The sequence below is a fragment of the Brevundimonas sp. Root1423 genome (assembly GCF_001426805.1).
Genome location: NZ_LMFL01000089.1, coordinates 51879 through 69540, shown reverse-complemented (window position 1 = coordinate 69540; position 17662 = coordinate 51879). Strand labels below are relative to the sequence as shown.

Genomic DNA, 17662 nt, shown 5'->3' with positions numbered 1-17662 from the left:
ATCCCACATCGGGGCGCCCGGGCCGAACTCATTGAGTCTGAGCGGCCGATCATTCGCCTTCGCCGACGCCGGCGCCAGACAGGAATATCCGCATGGCCACCATCAAGGTCACCGACGACAGCTTCGACGCCGACGTTCTGAAGGCGTCCCGGCCCGTACTGGTCGACTTCTGGGCCGAATGGTGCGGCCCCTGCAAACAGATCGGCCCGGCCCTCGAGCAGATCGCCGATGATCTGGCCGGCCAGGTGGTCATCGCCAAGGTCAACATCGACGACAGCCCCATGATTCCGTCGAAACTGGGCGTGAAGGGGATTCCCACGCTGATGCTGTTCAAGGACGGCCAGATGGCGTCGATGAAGGTCGGGGCCATGCCCAAGGGCAAGATTCTCGAATGGCTGGCCGAGTCCGGCATCGGAACGGCCGCCGCCTGATCCGGCCGGGGTCGAACGGCCCCGGATTTGCCCGGCTGAAAAATCGGTGTTCTGCTTCGGGTCCCGGAAGGACACGGAGCTCCATAGCCATGCTGACCGCCGCCCTGATCGCCGCCGCCCTTTTGCTCGACGGGGGCCAGGTGAGAGTCATCGCCGGTGCCCCCGCGCCCGCCGCGGCCCGGTCGGCGGCCACTCCGCCCGGACCCGGGCGCCACCCGTCGCGTCTGCCGCCTTGAACGCGCCACCGGATCGAACATGCAGCAGAGGGTCTGCAGAAACATCCCCGTCAGCGGCGTCCAGGACCAGCAGACGCGCGATTTTCTCCGCAATCTGCAGCGCGTCCGCACGCCGGACGAACACTAGCCGCCGGCGCGGACGTTGGACGTTGAACGGGTGAGAATTCAGTCCGGCCAGGTTTCCCGCGCCGCGCCCAGAACCTCGCCGGCAAGATACAGCGAGCCGCAGATGGCCACCCGGCCGGCCCCCAGCCGCAAGGCCCGCTCCAGCGCCTCCTGCACCGAAGCACAGGCCGCGGCGCCCAGACCGTGGCCGCGCGCGACGGCGGCCAAGGCTTCCGGCTCGGCGGCGGCGCCCTCGAACGGAACGGTGAAGACGGCCGCCCCGGTGGCTCTCATCGCCTCGAAGAAGCCCCCTGCGTCCTTGTTCGCCAGCATGCCGACGATCAGGGCCAGCGGACGGGGCGCCCTGGCCTGACGCTCGGCCAGCGCCTCCGCCAGGGCCCTTGCCGCGTGCGGATTGTGGCCGCCGTCCAGCCACAGCTCCGCGTCCGCCGCCCGCGCGGCCTCGCCATAAGGCCCCGCCGTCAGTCGCTGCAGGCGCGCGGGCCAGCGCACGGCGCGCAGGCCTTCGGCGATGGCGGTCTCGGGCAGGTCCAGCTCCAGCGCCACGGCGACGGCCAGGCCGGCGTTGGCGATCTGGTGCGGCCCGACCAGCGCCGGCGCGGGCAGGTCGAGGAATCGCTCCTGATCCTGGAAGGCCATGCCGCCCCGCTCCGCCCAGGCGTCGAAATCAACGCCCATGACGGTCAGGGGCGCCTGCACGGCGCGGGCCGCCGCCTCGATCACCGCCATCGCCTCTTCGGATTGCCGCGCGATCAGGCCCCGCGCGCCGGACTTCAGGATGCCCGCCTTTTCCGCCGCCACCCCGGGCAGGGACGTTCCCAGAAACTCGGCATGATCCAGATCGACCGGGGCGATGACGCTCAGCAGCGGGCGTTCGATCACATTGGTGGCGTCCAGCACCCCGCCAAGCCCGACCTCGACGACGGCCAGGTCGGCCTTCGTCTCGCTCATGGCGACGAAGGCGGCGGCCGTGGTGCTCTCGAACACCGTCGCCTCGACATCCAGCGCCTCGATGCGGTCGAGGATGTCGTTCAGGGCAGCGTCCCCGATCAGTTCACCGCCCAGACGGATGCGCTCGTTGAACCGGACCAGATGGGGCGAGGTGTAGACGTGAACCTTCAGCCCGGCCGCCTCGGCGATGGCGCGGATGAAGGCGACGGTCGAGCCCTTGCCGTTGGTCCCGGCCACATGGACCACCGGCGGCAGGCGGTGCTGGGGGTCGCCCAGGGCCGCGCACAGCACCCGCATCCGGTCCAGCGACAGATCGATCCGCTGGGGATGCCGCGCCCTCAGTCTTTCCGAGATCGGGTCCACGGCGGTCAGGCCGCCCGGCGCCGTCCGCCCATCAGCATCGACAGGATCTGGCCCAGCACCTTCGGCAGGTCCTCACGGGCGACCACGCGATCGACCATGCCCTTCTCCTGCAGATATTCGGCGCGCTGGAAGCCGGGCGGCAGTTTCTCGCGGATGGTCGCCTCGATGACGCGCGGGCCGGCGAAGCCGATCAGGGCCCCCGGCTCGGCCAGATGCACATCGCCGAGCATGGCGTAGCTGGCGGTGACCCCGCCGGTGGTCGGATCGGTCAGCACCACCACGAACGGCAGCTGCGCCGCCTTCAGCTCCTGGATGGCCAGGGTGGTGCGCGCCATCTGCATCAGGCTGAGCGCGCCCTCCTGCATCCGGGCCCCGCCCGCGGCGGTGTAGCAGACCAGCGGCACGCCCCGCTCCACGGCCGCCCGGGCCGCGGCGATGAACGCCTCGCCCGCCGCCATGCCCAGCGAGCCGCCCATGAAGCTGAAGTCCTGGACGATCACCACCGCGGGCGTTCCGTCCAGCTCGCCGAAGCCGATCGCCATGGTGTCCTTGCGGCCGGCCGCCTTGCGGGCGGCGATCAGGCGGTCCTTGTAGGGCTTGCCGTCCGAGAATTTCAGCGGGTCCTCGGGCACGTCGGGCGTGTCGATGGCCTCAAAGGCGCCGTCGTCGAAGGTGTAGCGCAGCCGCTGTTCGGCGTTGATCCGCATGTGGCGGCCCGAGGGCGTCACCCACAGCGAGGTTTCCAGGTCCGACCGGTACAGCATCTCGCCCGTGTCGGGGTCCTTGACCCACAGGTTCTCGGGCGTGTCGCGCCGGTTGACGATCTTGCGCACGCCGGGGGCGAAGCGGCTCAGCCAGCCGCCGCGCTTTTCCTGGGGAGGTTTGTTCTTGTCGACCATGGCGGCGCTTTAGACGCTTTCTTTCACGCGCGCACCCCGGACCGCATCGGCCAGGGACCGCACCTTCGCCAGAACGCGCGCCGCCGCGGGTTCGTTCGCCTCCAAAGCGGCCGCGACCTCATCGACCAGGACCGATCCGGCCACCACCGCATCGGCCACGCGGGCGATCTCGGCGGCCCGTTCCGGCGTCCTGACCCCGAAACCGACGGCGACCGGCAGCCCCGAGGCCTTGCGCACCCGCTCGACGGCCGGAGCCACCGACAGGGCCTGCGCCTCCTTGACCCCGGTCACGCCCGCGACCGAGACATAGTAGACGAAGCCAGAGGTCCGTTCGGCGATGATCTTCAGCCGCGCATCGTCCGAGGTCGGCGTGGCCAGCCGGATCAGCGACACCTGGGCCGCGTCCAGGGCGTCCGACAGCGGCCCGGCTTCTTCCGGCGGGCAGTCGACGACGATCAGACCGTCCACCCCGCTGGCCGCCGCGTCGCGCGCGAAGGCGTCGTAGCCGTAGGTCTCGATCGGATTGAGATAGCCCATCAGGATCACCGGCGTGTCCGCGTCGCCCTCGCGGAAGGCGGCCGCCAGGGCCAGCGTGCCCTTCAGGGTCAGCCCCGCCTTGAGCCCGCGCAGGGCCGCGCGCTGGATCGGCGGCCCCTCGGCCATCGGGTCCGAGAACGGAAAGCCCAGCTCGATGATGTCCGCGCCCGCGCCCGGCAGGCCGCGCAGGATCTCCAGCGCCTGGTCCCGCGTGGGGTCCCCGGCCATGACATAGGCCACGAACCCGGCCCGGCCCTCGGCCTTCAGCGCGGCGAAACGGGCGTCGATGCGGGCTGTGGTCATTGCGCCGGGGCAGGCGTCGGGGCGGGAGCGGCCGCCGGGCCGGCGCAAACGTCGCCGGGGATCGGGCCGAAGCCGAGATAGCCCGTGGACTCGGGACCCGCGGGCCGGGCGGTGTCGTAGAAGGCCTGCATCTGCAATCCGTCGCAGCCGCCGGTGTCGCGCCGGCGCACGAAGACCACGCGGTTGTCGTCCCCGCCCGCCGCGATCCAGCCCTTGGTGGCGAGGTCGGCGATATAGGCGTCGGCCAGGGTTCCGATCCCCGCCAGCGGCGCGCTGACGCAGAAGGCGCGGCCCGCCAGGCCGTACAGATTGCCGCAATCGGGCGCCAAGGTCGCGCCCGGCAGCACCAGGGCGTCCGGCGACACGACAACCGGCGCTGTGGCGGGAGCCGCTGGCTCCTGGGCCCAGGCGGGACTGGCCAACAGGGCCGCCGCGGCGGCCAATACTGCGATCTTCATTCTACAACTCCACGCCCAGATGTTTCGCTACCGCGAAAATGTCCTTGTCGCCCCGCCCGCACATATTCAGCACGACATCGCCGCCCTTGCCCACTTCCTTCGCGATCTCGCCGATCCGGGCGAGCGCGTGGCTGGGCTCCAGCGCGGGGATGATCCCCTCCAGACGCGAACACAGCTGGAAGGCCTCCAGCGCCTCGGCGTCGGTGGCGGCGCGGTATTCGGCCCGGCCGATATCCTTGAGCCAGGCGTGTTCCGGGCCGATGCCCGGATAGTCGAGACCGGCCGAGATCGAATGGCCTTCCAGAATCTGGCCGTCGTCGTCCTGCAGCAGATAGGTGCGGTTGCCGTGCAGCACGCCGGGGCGGCCGCCCTGCAGCGAGGCCGCGTGGTCCGGTCCGTCGAGCCCGCGCCCGGCCGCCTCGACCCCGATCAGCCGCACGCCCGCGTCCTCGATGAAGGGGTGGAACAGGCCGATGGCGTTCGACCCGCCGCCGATCGCCGCCACCACCGCGTCGGGCAGCTTGCCCCGCCGGGCCAGCATCGAGGCCCGCGTCTCCTTGCCGATCACAGACTGGAAGTCCCGCACCATGGCCGGATAGGGGTGCGGCCCGGCCGCCGTGCCGATCAGATAGTAGGTGTCCTCGACATTGGTGACCCAGTCGCGCATCGCCTCGTTCATGGCGTCCTTTAGCGTGGCCCGGCCCGCTGTCACCGGCACGACCTCGGCTCCCAGCAGCTTCATGCGGAAGACGTTGGGCGACTGCCGCTCGACGTCGGTCGCGCCCATGTAGACGACGCATTTCAGCCCGAAGCGGGCGCAGACGGTCGCGGTCGCCACGCCATGCTGGCCGGCGCCGGTCTCGGCGATGATCCGCGTCTTGCCCATCCGCATGGCCAGCAGGATCTGGCCCATGCAGTTGTTGATCTTGTGCGCGCCCGTGTGGTTCAGCTCGTCGCGCTTGAACCAGATGTCGGCGGCCCCGTAGTGCTCCGTCAGCCGCTCGGCCAGGTACAGCGGGCTGGGCCGGCCGACATAGTCGGTCAGGAAACCGTCCAGCTCGGCCTGGAAGGTCGGATCCGCCCTGGCCGCCGCATAGGCCGCGTCCAGCTCGTGGATCAGCGGCATCAGGGTCTCGGCCACAAACCGCCCGCCATAGGGGCCGAAACGGCCCTCGGCGTCGGGCATGGCGTACTGGTTGGGGATGATGGCGTTCACGGCGGTAGCTTTCACGCGGGGGAGCGGCGGAAATCAGGCGGAGCGGACGGCGTCGAGGAACGCCGTGATCAGGGCGGGGTCCTTAACACCCGGCGCGCTTTCCACGCCAGAGGACACATCCACCAGGGGCGCGCCGGACACCCGGATCGCCTGCGCCACATTGTCCGGGGTCAACCCGCCCGCCACGAACCAGGGATGACGGAAGGCCCGGTCAGCCAGCAGGGCCCAGTCGAACCGCGCCCCGACCCCGCCCGGCAGGGCGGAGCCCTCGGGCGGTTTGGCGTCGAACATCAGATGATCGGCGAACGGCTCCCAGGCCGCGGCCTCGGCGAAATCCCCGTGTGTGCGGATCGGCAGCACCTTGATGATCCCGGCCCCGGTCAGCGTCCGCACCCGTTCCGCCCGTTCGCGCGTCTCATGGCCATGAAGCTGGATCAGGTCCGGCTTCAGGATCAGGGCGATTTCGGTCAGCAGGGCGTCGTCGGCGTCAACCGTCACGGCCACGATCTTCGCCCCCCCTGGACCCTGGCCGCGCGCCCGCTCGAACAGGGTCGCGGCGTGCAGGGGTTCGATGTGGCGCGGACTCTTCGGGAACACCACCGCGCCCACGAAGGCCGCCCCGCCTGCGAGGGCCGCGTCCAGCGTGTCCGGCGTGGTCAGGCCGCAGATCTTGGCGTGGGCGCTCATCAGGCGCAGGTGCCCCCGCCGCCGGCCGGGGTCAAGGCCGGTACAGGTCCGCGTCCGGATCGGCCCCGCCGCGCAGCGCCGCCGAGACCACCTGCGAGGCGATGACCGAATAGGTGATGCCGTTGCCGCCGAACCCCATCACCGCCCAGGCGTGGTCCATGGTCGGCACGGGCGCGATCGAGGGCAGGCCGGTGGCGCTCTCTCCGAAAGCCCCTGCCCAGCTGTAGTCGATCTCGAACGCCACCTCGGGCAACAGCCGTTTCAGCTTGGCGGCGATCGTCTCGCACTTGCGTTTCAGCTTCGCCTTGTCGGCATGGGCGTCCGGCGTCGCCTCGTCCTCGCCGCCGACGATCAGCCGCCCGTCTCCGCCCATGCGGAAATAGAGGTAAGGGTCCGACGCCTCCCACACCAGGGTCTCCCTCAGCCAGGCCGGGCAGCGCTGACGCGGCTTCGAGGCCATGGCCCAGGTCGAGATGACCTTGGCCCCGGGCGTCGGCACGCCCCTGGGGAATTCATAGCCGCAGCAGAACACCACCGCCTTCGCCCGCACCGCATGGCCGGCGTCGGTCAGCAGGGTCACCCCGTCCGGATCGCTGGCCGCCTCCATCACCTCGACCCGCGAATAGACTTTCGCCCCCGCCGCCTGCGCCCGCCGCAGCAGGCCGGCCGCCAGCCGGGCCGGATCGCCGCTGGCCGAGCCCTGGCTGACGATGGCGCCGGTTCGGTCGATGCCGAGCCGGTCCCGCAGAATCTCCGGCCCGACGTATTCGCTCTCCAGCCCGATCGCCGCCCGCGCCTCGGCCTCGGCCTGCAGCGCGCGATGGCCGTATTCGTCGCCGGCCAGATAGAGGGTCGCCTTGTCATGGCAGCCGCAGACGATCCCCTCTTCGGCGATCACCTGTTTCAGGTCGTCCACCGCCCGCCGCGATCGCAGATACGCCCGCCGCGCCTTGGCCATGCCGATCCGCTCGCCCAGCGCCGTCAGCGGCAGGTCGATCTCCCATTGCAGCAGGGCGGTCGAGGCGATCGTTGATCCCATCAGCGGCGGCCGCCGGTCCAGCACCGCCACCGAATGATCCCGGCTCAGCTCATGCGCCATGAAGGCGCCGCTGATCCCCGCCCCGACGATGGCCACATCGACCGAGATCGCTTCTCTCAGCGGCCGTACCGGCACGCCGAGACCGAAGCTGTCGGCCCACAGCGAACGTCCGGTGCGCAGGTCTCTCTTGATCGTCGCCCCGGTCATGTCGCCTCCGCTGCAAGCGGAGCGATAAGCCGGCGGCGTGGGTGAGGTTCCGTCAGGCGAAGATCGCGTCGATCTCCGCCGCATCCAGCAGCCGCCAGTCCCCCGGACCCAGATCGTCCGGCAGGGCCAGCCCCCCGACCCGTTCACGGTGCAGGCCCTCGACGTGATTGCCCACCGCCGCGAACATCCGCCGCACCATGTGATAGCGGCCCTCGGTCACGGTCAGCCGCGCCTCCGTTGGCGACAGCACCTCCAGCACCGCCGGCGACAGCGGCTTGTCCTCGCCCTCCAGCACCAGACCTCCGGCGGCGAAGACATCGCCCTCCGTCCCGTCCAGCGGCCGCGCCAGGGTCGCGCGATAGACCTTGGCCACATGCCGTTTGGGCGAAATAACCCGGTGCAACAGGTCGCCGTCGTCGGTGAGCAGCAGCAGGCCCGTGGTCTGCTTGTCCAGCCGGCCGATGGTCGAGATCGCCGGATCGCGCCGCCGCCAGCGCGGGGGCAGAACGTCATAGACCAGGGCCCCGTCCTCCTTGCGCGAACAGGTCATGCCCAGCGGCTTGTGCAGCATCATCACCAGACCCGGCGTCGGATCGAGCGGCTCGCCGTCGATCTCCATCCGCGACGGCAGGTCCGGCGTCACCGCGATCCGTTTCGACACATCGGTCAGATCGGCCCCGTCCAGCACGATCCCGCCCGCCTTGCCCAGCCGCGCCATCTCGGTCCGCGAGCCATAGCCCATCGATCCCAGCAGCTTGTCGACGCGGGCCGTCGGCGTCTTCACTTCACCGCCTCGAACACCTTGTAGCCGCCCGCGTCGGCGGCCATCCGCACCCGCTTGAAGGCGGCGTTCAGCTCGGCCTCATAGGGCAGGTGCCGGTTGGCCACGAGCCACAAGACGCCGCCCTTGCCCAGCATGGCGGCGGCCTGACGGATGAAGGCCTGACCCAGCCGCTTGTCCTCGGCGCCGCCGTCATGGAACGGCGGATTGGTGACGACGAAATCGAGATCGCCCGCCGCCTCGATCGTGCGGGCGTCGGACCATTCGAAGGTCGCGCGCGGGTCGGTGACATTCTTCTCCGCCGCCGCGATGGCCCGCCGGTCCAGATCGATCAGCCGCAGCGAGGTCACCGCCGGCGATTTCAGCACCACCGTCGCCAGGGCCCCGTAGCCGCAGCCGAGATCGGCCCCCGCCCCCTTCAGCGCGGGCGCGGTCTGCGCCAGCAGCAGGGACCCCGCATCGATCCGGTCCCAAGCGAAGACGCCCGGCTGCGACCAAGCCTCCAGCCCCTCGACCAGACGCGGCGCCCCGGCCGCGATCGCTTCGTCGATCCCGGTCAGCGTCTCCGGCCGGATGACGACGCAACGCCGGTGGTGCGCCTTGGCGCTTTCACCGACCTCGGCGCCGAAGCCCTCCAGCTCCTTCTTCAGCCGCGACCCGCCCTTGTCCTTGGCCGCCATCGCATCCAGCCGGCCGCCCGGCTTCAGCGCCCGCAACGCCAGCGCCAGCGTGTACCGCCGCTCCAGCACGCCGGGCGGGGCGTAGATCATGATCTCGTCCGCCGAAGCTTCGGCGACGTCCTCGAGCGGCGTCGAGCCCGGGATCAGCGGCGAAACCTGGGTCGCCGCGCCGGGCGGATCGAACACCGCCGGCGGGCGGCCATACAGAAGGGTGGTCATGGCGCGGCCTATAGCTGGAATGCGTCGCGGCGGGGACCCCCTGCCGTCCCTTCGCCCTTCACGGGGGAAGGTGGCTCGCGCAGCGAGACGGATGGGGGCTGTCTGCGGCGGACTCTGGTTGTCGACCGCTCATGCGGACAGAGCCCCCATCCGAGCGGCTTCGCCGCCCCCCTTCCCCCGAAATGGGGAAGGACCGTCTGGGCCTGCTCCACAGGCGGGGCTTCCCCGTCCCAATTCCCCGCTGACAAACGAGAACAAATGAGGCACAAGCGCACCATGCTCGCGGATTCAACCTTAACGTTAGTCGCGCCGCCGACACTCGCCGACGCCCGGACGACGCTCGAGCGCGTCTGGGGCCACGGCGACTTCCGCGGGCTGCAGGCCGACGTGGTCGCCGAGATCCTCGCGGGTCGCGACGTGCTGGCGGTCCTGCCCACCGGCGGCGGCAAGTCGGTCTGCTACCAGATCCCCGCCATGCTGCGGCCCGGGCTCGGCCTCGTGGTCTCGCCCCTGATCGCCCTGATGACCGACCAGGTCGAGGCGCTGAAACAGCAGGGGGTGGCGGCCGCCCGGCTCGATTCCGGCGTCTCCATGGACGACCGCTCGGCCATCTGGCGTCAGGCCCGGGCCGGCGAGCTCGACCTGCTCTATGTCTCGCCCGAGGGACTGGCCCAGCCGCATCTGATCGACCGGCTGCACGACCTGCCGCTGAGCCTGATCGCCATCGACGAGGCCCACTGCGTCAGCCAGTGGGGCCACGACTTCCGCCCCGACTACCGCACCCTCGGCCGGCTCGCCGAACTCTTCCCCGACGTCCCCCGGATCGCCGTCACCGCCACCGCCGACGCCCGCACACGGGAAGACATCGTCCGCTCCCTGCGGCTGGAAGGCGCGAAGGTCCTCGTCGACAGCTTCGCCCGCCCGAACCTGCAGCTCTCGGCCGTGCGCAAGGAGAACGCCTCGCGGGCGAAGACCGATCTCACCGTCATTGATCTGGTGCGGCAGCGCCGCGGCAAGTCGGGCGTGGTCTATTGCGGCTCTCGCGACGGCTGCGAGCGGGTCGCCGACGCCCTCAAGGCCGCCGGGACCAACGCCATCGCCTATCACGCCGGCATGGACGCCCGCGACCGCGACCGCCGCCTCGAACGCTTCCTGGCCGAGGACGGGGCCGTCATGGTCGCGACCATCGCCTTCGGCATGGGGGTCGACAAGGCCGACGTCCGCTTCGTCATCCACGCCGACCCGCCCGGCTCGCTGGAAGCCTACTGGCAGGAGATCGGCCGCGCCGGACGCGACGGCGAACCGGCCGAGGGGATCACCCTCTACGGCCCCTCCGACATCGCCTGGACCCTGAAGCGCCTCGAGGGCCGCCCCATGGCCGAGGCGGTCAAGGCGGTGCAGGTGAGGAAGGTCCGCCAGCTGTTCGCCATGCTGGACGGCGCGACCTGCCGGCCCCAGACCGTGCGCCGATATTTCGGCGAGACGGCCGCCCAACCCTGCGGCGTCTGCGACATCTGCCTCGAACCGCCCGCCGTGTTCGACGCCACGGTTCACGCGCAGAAGGCCCTGGCCGCCGTCCAGCGGCTCGGCGAACGCTTCGGCAAGACCCGCGTCATCGACCACCTCCTCGGCAAGACGAAGGAAGTCCAGCCGTGGGAGACCGCCCTGTCGACCTGGGGCGTCGGCGCCGACGTGGCCCTGCACACCTGGCGCGACGTGGTCGACCACCTGATGTTCGAGGGCCTGCTGGTCGAGGACCCCAATGACGGCAAGCCGCTGGTTCGCATCGGCGAGCCCGAGGCCGTCCGCGCGGTCTATCGCGGCGAGCGCGCCGTCGAGGTGCGCCTGACTCCCGCCCGCGTCGTGGGTTCGAAGGAGCGCGTCCGCACCGGCCGCAACGCCGCGCTGGAGACCATGGACGCCGATGTCCGCGCCCGCTTCGAGACCCTGCGCGCCTGGCGCCGCGACCGCGCCGCCGAACAGCGCGTGCCGCCCTACGTCATCTTCCAGGACAGGACCCTGCTGGAAATCGCCATGGCCGAACCCGGAAACCTCGAGACGCTCGGCCATATCTCGGGCGTCGGCCAGACCAAGCTGGACCGCTACGGCAAGGGCGTTCTGGCCGCTCTTGCACAGGCTGTGGATTGAAACCGACGTTCGCGAGGTAAGGTTCGGGCAAGGTCTTGGAAGGGGCGCCTTAAACTTTGGCCGTCACAGTCCGGATGTGATTCCGAACCGCGCCCCGATTCCGGTCGATAAACTCGCTCTGGCCGTCGTGCACGCGCCGGACCGCGCCATACCCGCGCCCGCCGGGGCGCGCGAGGAATCGCTGCGCATCCTGCTTCAGACCGCCGCCGACTCCGGCGTCACCCGCGTCGCCACCCGCCCCGACGGCGATGGGGAGCGCTGGCTCGGCCAGTCCTGGCCCTTCCCCTCGCCCTTCCAGGTCTCGGTCCGCACCGTGCCGGTCAGCGACGGCGTCGACCGGGTCGAGGCCCGCGCCCGCCGTTCGCTGGAACGACTCGGCCTGCCGCGCGGCGACGCCCTGCTGATCTCCAGCGCCTCGGACCTCGCCGGAACCGAAGGCCGCGCCCTGTGGGACAAGCTTCTGGCCCTCAAGGACCGCGGCCTGTACCGCCGCATCGGCTTCTGCGCCTCGGTCGAGGATGGCCCGGGCCTGCTGGCCCGCCGCTTCCAGCCCGACATCGTCCAGCTGAAATGCAACCTGCTGGACCAGCGCGCCCAGCACGCAGGCGTCCTGTCCGAGCTGGCCTCGCTGGACGTGACCGTCCACGCCTCCTCGATCTTCGCGGACGGCCTGCTGTTCATGAACAGCGAGGCCCTGCCGGTCGAGATGCACCGCCACGCCCCGACCCTGTCGCGTATCCGTCGCCGTCTGGCCGAGGCCCGCGTCGACCCGATGCAGGCGACCCTGGCCTATGCCCTCGGCCTGCCCGAAGTCTCCGCCGTGGTGGCCAGCGTCGCCTCGGCCGCCGAACTGCGCGCCGTGGTCGCCGCCGCCCACGCCCCGACGCCCGCCCTCGACTGGGCCGCCATGCAGCTGGAGCCGGCGACGGCGGGCGCCGCCACCGGCCTTCGCCGGGTCAGTAGCGCAGCCTGAGCCCGACAGAACCGGACCGTCCCGGCTCGCCGTAGCCGAACACCTGCTGGTAGCGCTCATCCGCCAGATTCTCGATCCGCGCGGTCAGCGTGACCCGGTCGGTCAGCACCCAGGACCCGTTCAGATTGGCTGTGATGAAGGCCTCGCGGACCCCGCCGGCGTCGTCCTGATCGCCTTCCGACCGAACGGTGAGCGCGCCGGTCAGCCGCCGCCCGGTCCAGCCCAGGGTCGCCGACCCCGACTGTTCCGGCACGCGCAGCAGCCGCGCCCCGGTCGTCTCATCCCGGGCGTCGGTCCAGGCGTATGCGAGCGTCAGGTCGAACCCGCCCGGCAACTGGCCGCGCCCTTCGAACTCCACGCCGTCCGTCGCCGTCTCGGCGATGTTGACGTAATAGCTGTCGAAGGTGGCTGGATCGAAGACATAGGTGATCTGGTCCTCGACCTTCAGCCGGTAGGCGGTCAGCCGGCCCTCGATGCGGCCGTCGGCCGAGCCCCAGCCGATCGCCCCCTCATAGCCCTCGGCCGTCTCGGGCCTCAGCACCGGGAAGGGCTGTGCCGAGAAGCAGAAGTCGCACACCGCCTGGCTGATCGACGGCGCCTTGAACCCGGTGCCCCAGGCCGCCGACAGGATGAAGCCGGCTCCGGCCTCGAAGGCGCCGGACACGCGGCCCGTCGTCTTCGAGCCGAAGGCGTCCGTATCATCGAACCGCAGGGCCCCGGTCAGGCTCAGCCGGTCGGTCGGATCGATCCGGGCCGTGGCGAAGGCCGAACTCGTCCCCAGTTCCTCGGTCAGGCCGCTGGACAGGCTGCCCTCGGTGTCCTCGCGCTCGGCGCCGATGGCGAAGTCGACGCCCGCCGCCGAGCCGTCCCCCTGCCAGCGAAACACCTGCCGGTCGGCCTCGAACACCGAAGGGAAGGCGGACACGGTTTCGCGCGAAATGTCCGACGCCGAGACGCTGATCTGATGCGCCAGTCCCAGCGCGTTGAGGCGCAACCGCCCGAACCCCGACCATTGCTCGCTGGCCTGCGTATCCAGCGTGTCGGCCAGGGCGTAGGCCGGGGCTGGATAGCCGTCGAGATCCGCGTCGCTGTCGGTCCAGCGGACCGATCCGTCCAAGGCGACGCCGGGCGTGAAGGCGTAGCGGCCCCGCGCGCCCATCGTGGTCGAGGTGAAGCCGTCCGGCTCGGGATTGCCGTCCGCCGCGTCTGCGGCGGAGATGCCGTCGGTGTCGAAATGCAAGACCCAGGCCCCGAAGCCGTAGCGTTCGGTCGATACACCCGCCGCCAGCCGGCCGCGCACGGTCTCGTACGACCCGGCCTCCAGATCCAGCCCGAAACCCTCGAGCTCGCGCGTCGTGAAGGCGATGACCCCGCCGATGGCGTCCGATCCCCACAACGAGGACTGCGGGCCCGACAGCACCTCGATGCGATCGATGTCCGACAGCTCCAGTCCCGAGAAGTCGAAGGCGCCGTTGACCTCGGCCGGATCGTTGACCGGCACGCCGTCGACCAGCACCAGCGTCTTGCCCGGCGTCGCGCCCCGTATCCGCACCTGGGCGACTCCTCCGAAAGCCCCCGACCGCACTACCGAAAGGCCGGGAATGTCCTGCAGGATATCCGCGGCGAACGCGGCCCCGCGCTGCTCGATCGCCGCCCGGTCGATCACGCGTGCGCCCGGCGTGTCGGCGACGATGGCCGGCAGGCGGGTGGCGGTGACCACCACCTCGGGCAGGGGCGCGTCAGTTTCGTCCGCCGACTGGGCGTGGGCGGACAAGGGAAACAGCACGGCGGCTGCGGTGGCGTAGAGAAAGGATCGCGTCATGCGCGGATCTCCGTCGGCCCCGCGCGGGCGCTGCGCGGCGGCGTGTGAAAGCGACCGACCCGGTCCCGAAAAGGGGCGCGGCGCTGGGGTCGGGTCGCTTCGACGGAACGGCTTCCGCATCGCGGAAGGGTTGGCCCCACGCCTCTGTCTGGTCCCGGACAGCGGACGAGCGACGTCGGCGGCCAGGTTTCCTGGCTTGCGGGTCAAAAACGGAGGATCGCGCCTTCCCGGTTGCCCAGTGACGCCGAAGCCGAAGCCCCGGAGTGATCGTCCGTCTCGCCGCCTACAGTTGCGGGCACAGCCGCGGTGTCTCACCGCGTTCCCTTAACCGCCTGCCGGGCTTGTCGCAGTGCGGCACAGCTTGCGCAAGACGCTTGAGGCGGGCGGCGCAATCCTTCACCTTGCGGCGCTCTCATGAACGCCCCCCTCGTCCACCCTCCGAAAGCCGACGCGGTCCCGTCCAGCGAGGGGACGACGCCTGTCATGGCGCAGTTTCTGGCGGCCAAGGCCAGCCAGCCCGACGCCATCGTGTTTTTCCGCATGGGCGATTTCTACGAGCTGTTCTTCAGGGACGCCGAGATCGCCTCCGCCGCCCTCGGCATCACCCTGACCAAGCGCGGCAAGCACCAGGGTCAGGACATCCCCATGGCCGGGGTGCCGGTCCACGCCCTCGACGGCTATCTCGCCCGCCTGATCCGGCAGGGGTTCAAGGCCGCCATCTGCGAACAGCTGGARGCCCCGTCCGAGGCCCGCAAGCGCGGCTCCAAGGCCGTGGTCCAYCGCGACATCGTCCGCGTCGTCACCCCCGGCACCCTGACCGAGGACAGTCTGCTGGACGCGCGCGGCGCCAACCGTCTGNGCCCGCAAGCGCGGCTCCAAGGCCGTGGTCCATCGCGACATCGTCCGCGTCGTCACCCCCGGCACCCTGACCGAGGACAGTCTGCTGGACGCGCGCGGSGCCAAYCGTCTGGCCGCYGTCTCKGTSCGCAAGGGCCGCGCCGCCGTSGCCGTGGTMGARCTGTCSGCCGGSTCGGTCGACGCCGTCGCCTGTTCGCTGGAAGACCTCGGCGCSACCCTCGCSTCCTTCCGCCCGTCCGARGTGCTGGTCCCCGACCGCCTGTTCTCGGACGAGGCGACCAGGGCCGCGCTCGACGGCTCCGGCGGCGTGGTCCAGGCCCTGCCTCAGGCTCTCGCCGAGCCGGTTGGCGCCCGGGTCCGGGTCGAGCGGCTGTACGGCGTCGCCTCGCTGGACGGCTTCGGCGCCTTCGAGGAGGCCGAGGTCTCGGCCCTGGGCCTGATCGCCGCCTATCTGGAAACGACCCAGGCCGGCAAGATTCCCGCCCTGTCCCCGCCGCGCCGCTCGGGCGACAGCGGCTTCCTCGCCATCGATCCGGCGACCCGSCTCAGCCTCGAGATCGACCGCACCCAGCGCGGCGAGCGCGAAGGGTCGCTGCTGGCCTGCATCGACCGGACCGTCACCTCGGGCGGAGCGCGCGCGCTGGCCGAACGCATCGCCCGCCCGCTGCGCGACACCACGGCCATCAACCACGGCCTCGACGCCGTCGAATGGCTGCTGGAGCGCCGCGATCTGCGCCGCGACCTGCGCGAGGGGCTGCGCGCCTCGTCGGACGTCGCCCGCGCCACATCGCGGCTCGTGCTGGGCCGCGGCGGACCGCGCGACCTCGTCGCCATCCGCACCGGCCTGTCGATCGCCGAGGGACTAGCCGGCCTGTTCCCGCCCGCCCGCGACCCGCTGACCGGCCCGCCCGCCCGCATCGTCGCGGCGCTGGACCGGCTGACCCTGTCGCCCGATCTCGGCCGCCTTCTGGTCGATCTGGCCGAGGGTCTGGTCGCCGAGCCGCCGCATCTGGCCCGCGACGGCGGCTTCGTCTCGGCCGGCTACCGTCCCGAGCTGGAAGAGGCCCGCCGCCTGCGCGACGACAGCCGCCGCGTCGTCGCCGACCTCGAGGCCCGCGCCGTGGCCGAGGCGGGCGTGCCGTTCAAGATCCGCCACAACGCCGTGCTGGGCTATTTCCTCGAGACCAGCGCCAGGGCCGCCGAACCGCTGCTGCGCCCGACCGGCGAGAGCCCCTTCATCCACCGCCAGACCCTGGCCAATCAGGTCCGCTTCACCACCGTCGAACTGTCCGAGCTCGATGCGAAGATCAGCCAGGCCGGCCATCGCGCCCTCGCCATCGAGGGCGAGACCTTCGAGGTCTGGCGCGCAACGGTTCAGTCGCTCGCTCAACCGCTTCAGGCCGTGGCCGAGGCTCTGGCGGAGCTGGACGCCCATTCCGCCCTCGCCGAATGGGCCGAAGAGGTCGGCGCCGTCCGCCCGGCCGTCGATGACACGACATGTTTCGAAGTCACCGCCGGCCGCCATCCCGTGGTCGAGGCGGCGGTGAAGGCGCAGGGCGATCCGTACACGCCCAACAACTGCCGGCTCGACGGCTCCGGCGCGGCCTGCGCCCGCCTGTCGATCGTGACCGGCCCGAACATGGCGGGCAAGTCGACCTTCCTGCGCCAGAATGCCCTGCTGGTCGTCCTCGCCCAGGCCGGCGCCTTCGTGCCCGCCCGCGCCATGCGTCTCGGCGTGGTCGACCGGCTGTTCAGCCGCGTCGGCGCCGGCGACGACCTCGCCCGCGGCCGCTCCACCTTCATGACCGAGATGGTCGAGACCGCCGCCATCCTGACCCAGGCCACCGAACGCAGCTTCGTGGTGCTGGACGAGATCGGCCGGGGGACCGCCACCTATGACGGCCTCGCCATCGCCTGGGCCGTCGCCGAGGCCCTGCACGACCGCAACCGGGCCCGCACCCTGTTCGCCACCCACTATCACGAGCTGGCGGGACTCGAGACGCGGCTGGCCCACGTCTGCAACCTGTCCATGGTGGCCAAGGAGTGGAACGGCGATCTCGTCTTCCTGCACGAGGCCGCCCCCGGCGCCGCCGACCGCAGCTACGGCGTCCAGGTCGCCAGACTGGCCGGCGTCCCCGCCGCCGTCGTCAGCCGCGCCCGCGAGGTGCTGGAACGTCTGGAGGGCGAGAAGGGCGCCGCGATCAGCCTCGACGACCTGCCCCTGTTCGCCATGGCGGAGGCCCCGCCGCCCCCGCGTTCGTCCGCCGTCGAGGACGCGCTTCAGGCCATCGAACCCGACGAACTGTCCCCGCGCGAGGCGCTCGAGGCCCTGTACCGGCTGAAGGGTCTGGGCCGCCGGTGACCCCCGCCCTCGACGACCGGCTGGTTGACGCCGCGTCCGCCCCCGATGTGCGCAAGGCGGTCGCCGAAATCCTGCGCGAAAGCTACGCCGCCGCCCAATCCCGCGCCGCCCGCCGCCTCGACGCCGGGGGCGAGGGCGTCGAGGTGGCCCGGCTCTATTCCCTCGCCGCCGACGAGCTGCTGATCGCCCTTTGGCGCTTCACCACCGAGACCCTCTATCCCGCCCACAATCCGACCGAGGCCGAGCGGCTCAGCCTGATCGCGGTGGGCGGCTACGGCCGGGGCGTGCTGGCGCCCTTCTCGGACCTGGACCTGCTGTTCCTGCGTCCGTGGAAACCCATCCCGCGGACCGAACAGGTGATCGAAT

The 17662-nt window shown here is 71.2% G+C and carries 14 protein-coding genes, 1 pseudogene and 1 riboswitch; of the genes and pseudogenes, 5 read left to right on the top strand and 10 right to left on the bottom strand.

Going from position 1 to position 17662, the window contains the following annotated elements:
• Window positions 1-92 precede the first annotated feature (92 nt).
• Window positions 93-431 carry a thioredoxin gene (trxA, locus tag ASD25_RS28760; protein ID WP_055831920.1) on the top strand — a complete coding sequence of 113 codons (339 nt, stop codon included), beginning with the start codon at window positions 93-95 and terminating at the stop codon, window positions 429-431.
• Window positions 432-832: 401 nt separating this feature from the next.
• Here trxA and ASD25_RS28755 read toward each other — a convergent pair whose 3' ends face one another.
• From ASD25_RS28755 to ASD25_RS28715, 9 genes are all read right to left on the bottom strand, one after another.
• Window positions 833-2107 (bottom strand): folylpolyglutamate synthase/dihydrofolate synthase family protein, encoded by a 1275-nt coding sequence (locus ASD25_RS28755; protein WP_055831917.1) that lies wholly within the window; start codon window positions 2105-2107, stop codon window positions 833-835.
• Window positions 2108-2112: 5 nt separating this feature from the next.
• Complete coding sequence (accD, locus tag ASD25_RS28750; RefSeq protein WP_055831915.1) at window positions 2113-3006, bottom strand: acetyl-CoA carboxylase, carboxyltransferase subunit beta; 894 nt, start codon at window positions 3004-3006, stop codon at window positions 2113-2115.
• 9 nt (window positions 3007-3015) lie between these two features.
• On the bottom strand, window positions 3016-3846 hold the full coding sequence (gene trpA, locus ASD25_RS28745) for a tryptophan synthase subunit alpha (protein ID WP_055832011.1): 831 nt from the start codon (window positions 3844-3846) through the stop codon (window positions 3016-3018).
• Entirely contained in the window at window positions 3843-4304 is a 462-nt protein-coding gene (locus ASD25_RS28740; protein WP_055831913.1) for a hypothetical protein, read from the bottom strand. Before ASD25_RS28740 ends, trpA begins: the two co-directional genes overlap by 4 nt.
• 1 nt (window position 4305) lies before the next feature.
• Window positions 4306-5490, bottom strand: coding sequence for a tryptophan synthase subunit beta (gene trpB / locus ASD25_RS28735; protein WP_055832009.1), 1185 nt, complete (start codon window positions 5488-5490; stop codon window positions 4306-4308).
• A gap of 63 nt (window positions 5491-5553) precedes the next feature.
• Window positions 5554-6207 carry a phosphoribosylanthranilate isomerase gene (locus ASD25_RS28730; protein WP_055831911.1) on the bottom strand — a complete coding sequence of 218 codons (654 nt, stop codon included), beginning with the start codon at window positions 6205-6207 and terminating at the stop codon, window positions 5554-5556.
• A 31-nt stretch (window positions 6208-6238) separates the two neighbouring features.
• On the bottom strand, window positions 6239-7453 hold the full coding sequence (locus ASD25_RS28725; protein ID WP_055831909.1) for an FAD-binding oxidoreductase: 1215 nt from the start codon (window positions 7451-7453) through the stop codon (window positions 6239-6241).
• A 52-nt stretch (window positions 7454-7505) separates the two neighbouring features.
• Window positions 7506-8195, bottom strand: coding sequence for a pseudouridine synthase (locus ASD25_RS28720; protein WP_055832006.1), 690 nt, complete (start codon window positions 8193-8195; stop codon window positions 7506-7508).
• Window positions 8196-8233: 38 nt separating this feature from the next.
• A complete protein-coding gene (locus tag ASD25_RS28715; protein WP_055831907.1) occupies window positions 8234-9133 on the bottom strand; it encodes a class I SAM-dependent methyltransferase in 900 nt (299 codons plus the stop codon).
• A 258-nt stretch (window positions 9134-9391) separates the two neighbouring features.
• On the opposite strand from ASD25_RS28715, the gene recQ reads away from it, so the two are divergent.
• A complete protein-coding gene (gene recQ / locus ASD25_RS28710; protein ID WP_369816708.1) occupies window positions 9392-11281 on the top strand; it encodes a DNA helicase RecQ in 1890 nt (629 codons plus the stop codon).
• Between the two features lie 76 nt (window positions 11282-11357).
• Window positions 11358-12254, top strand: a complete 897-nt coding sequence (locus ASD25_RS28705) for an aldo/keto reductase (RefSeq protein WP_235562921.1) — start codon at window positions 11358-11360, stop codon at window positions 12252-12254.
• Here the strand turns inward: ASD25_RS28705 and ASD25_RS28700 are convergent.
• Window positions 12238-14076: a TonB-dependent siderophore receptor gene (locus tag ASD25_RS28700; RefSeq protein ID WP_055831905.1), complete on the bottom strand. Its 1839-nt coding sequence runs from the start codon at window positions 14074-14076 to the stop codon at window positions 12238-12240. The two genes, ASD25_RS28705 and ASD25_RS28700, sit on opposite strands and share 17 nt — an antisense overlap.
• A 163-nt stretch (window positions 14077-14239) precedes the next feature.
• Window positions 14240-14439, bottom strand: a riboswitch (cobalamin riboswitch).
• Window positions 14440-14490: 51 nt separating this feature from the next.
• Between ASD25_RS28700 and ASD25_RS30030 the strand changes: the two are divergent.
• A pseudogene (locus tag ASD25_RS30030) lies at window positions 14491-14934 on the top strand (DNA mismatch repair protein MutS); the annotation flags it as partial.
• Between the two features lies 1 nt (window position 14935).
• Window positions 14936-17296, top strand: a 2361-nt coding sequence (gene mutS, locus ASD25_RS28695) for a DNA mismatch repair protein MutS (protein ID WP_056621573.1), incomplete at its 5' end; no start/stop codon positions are given.
• Window positions 17297-17662 lie beyond the last annotated feature (366 nt).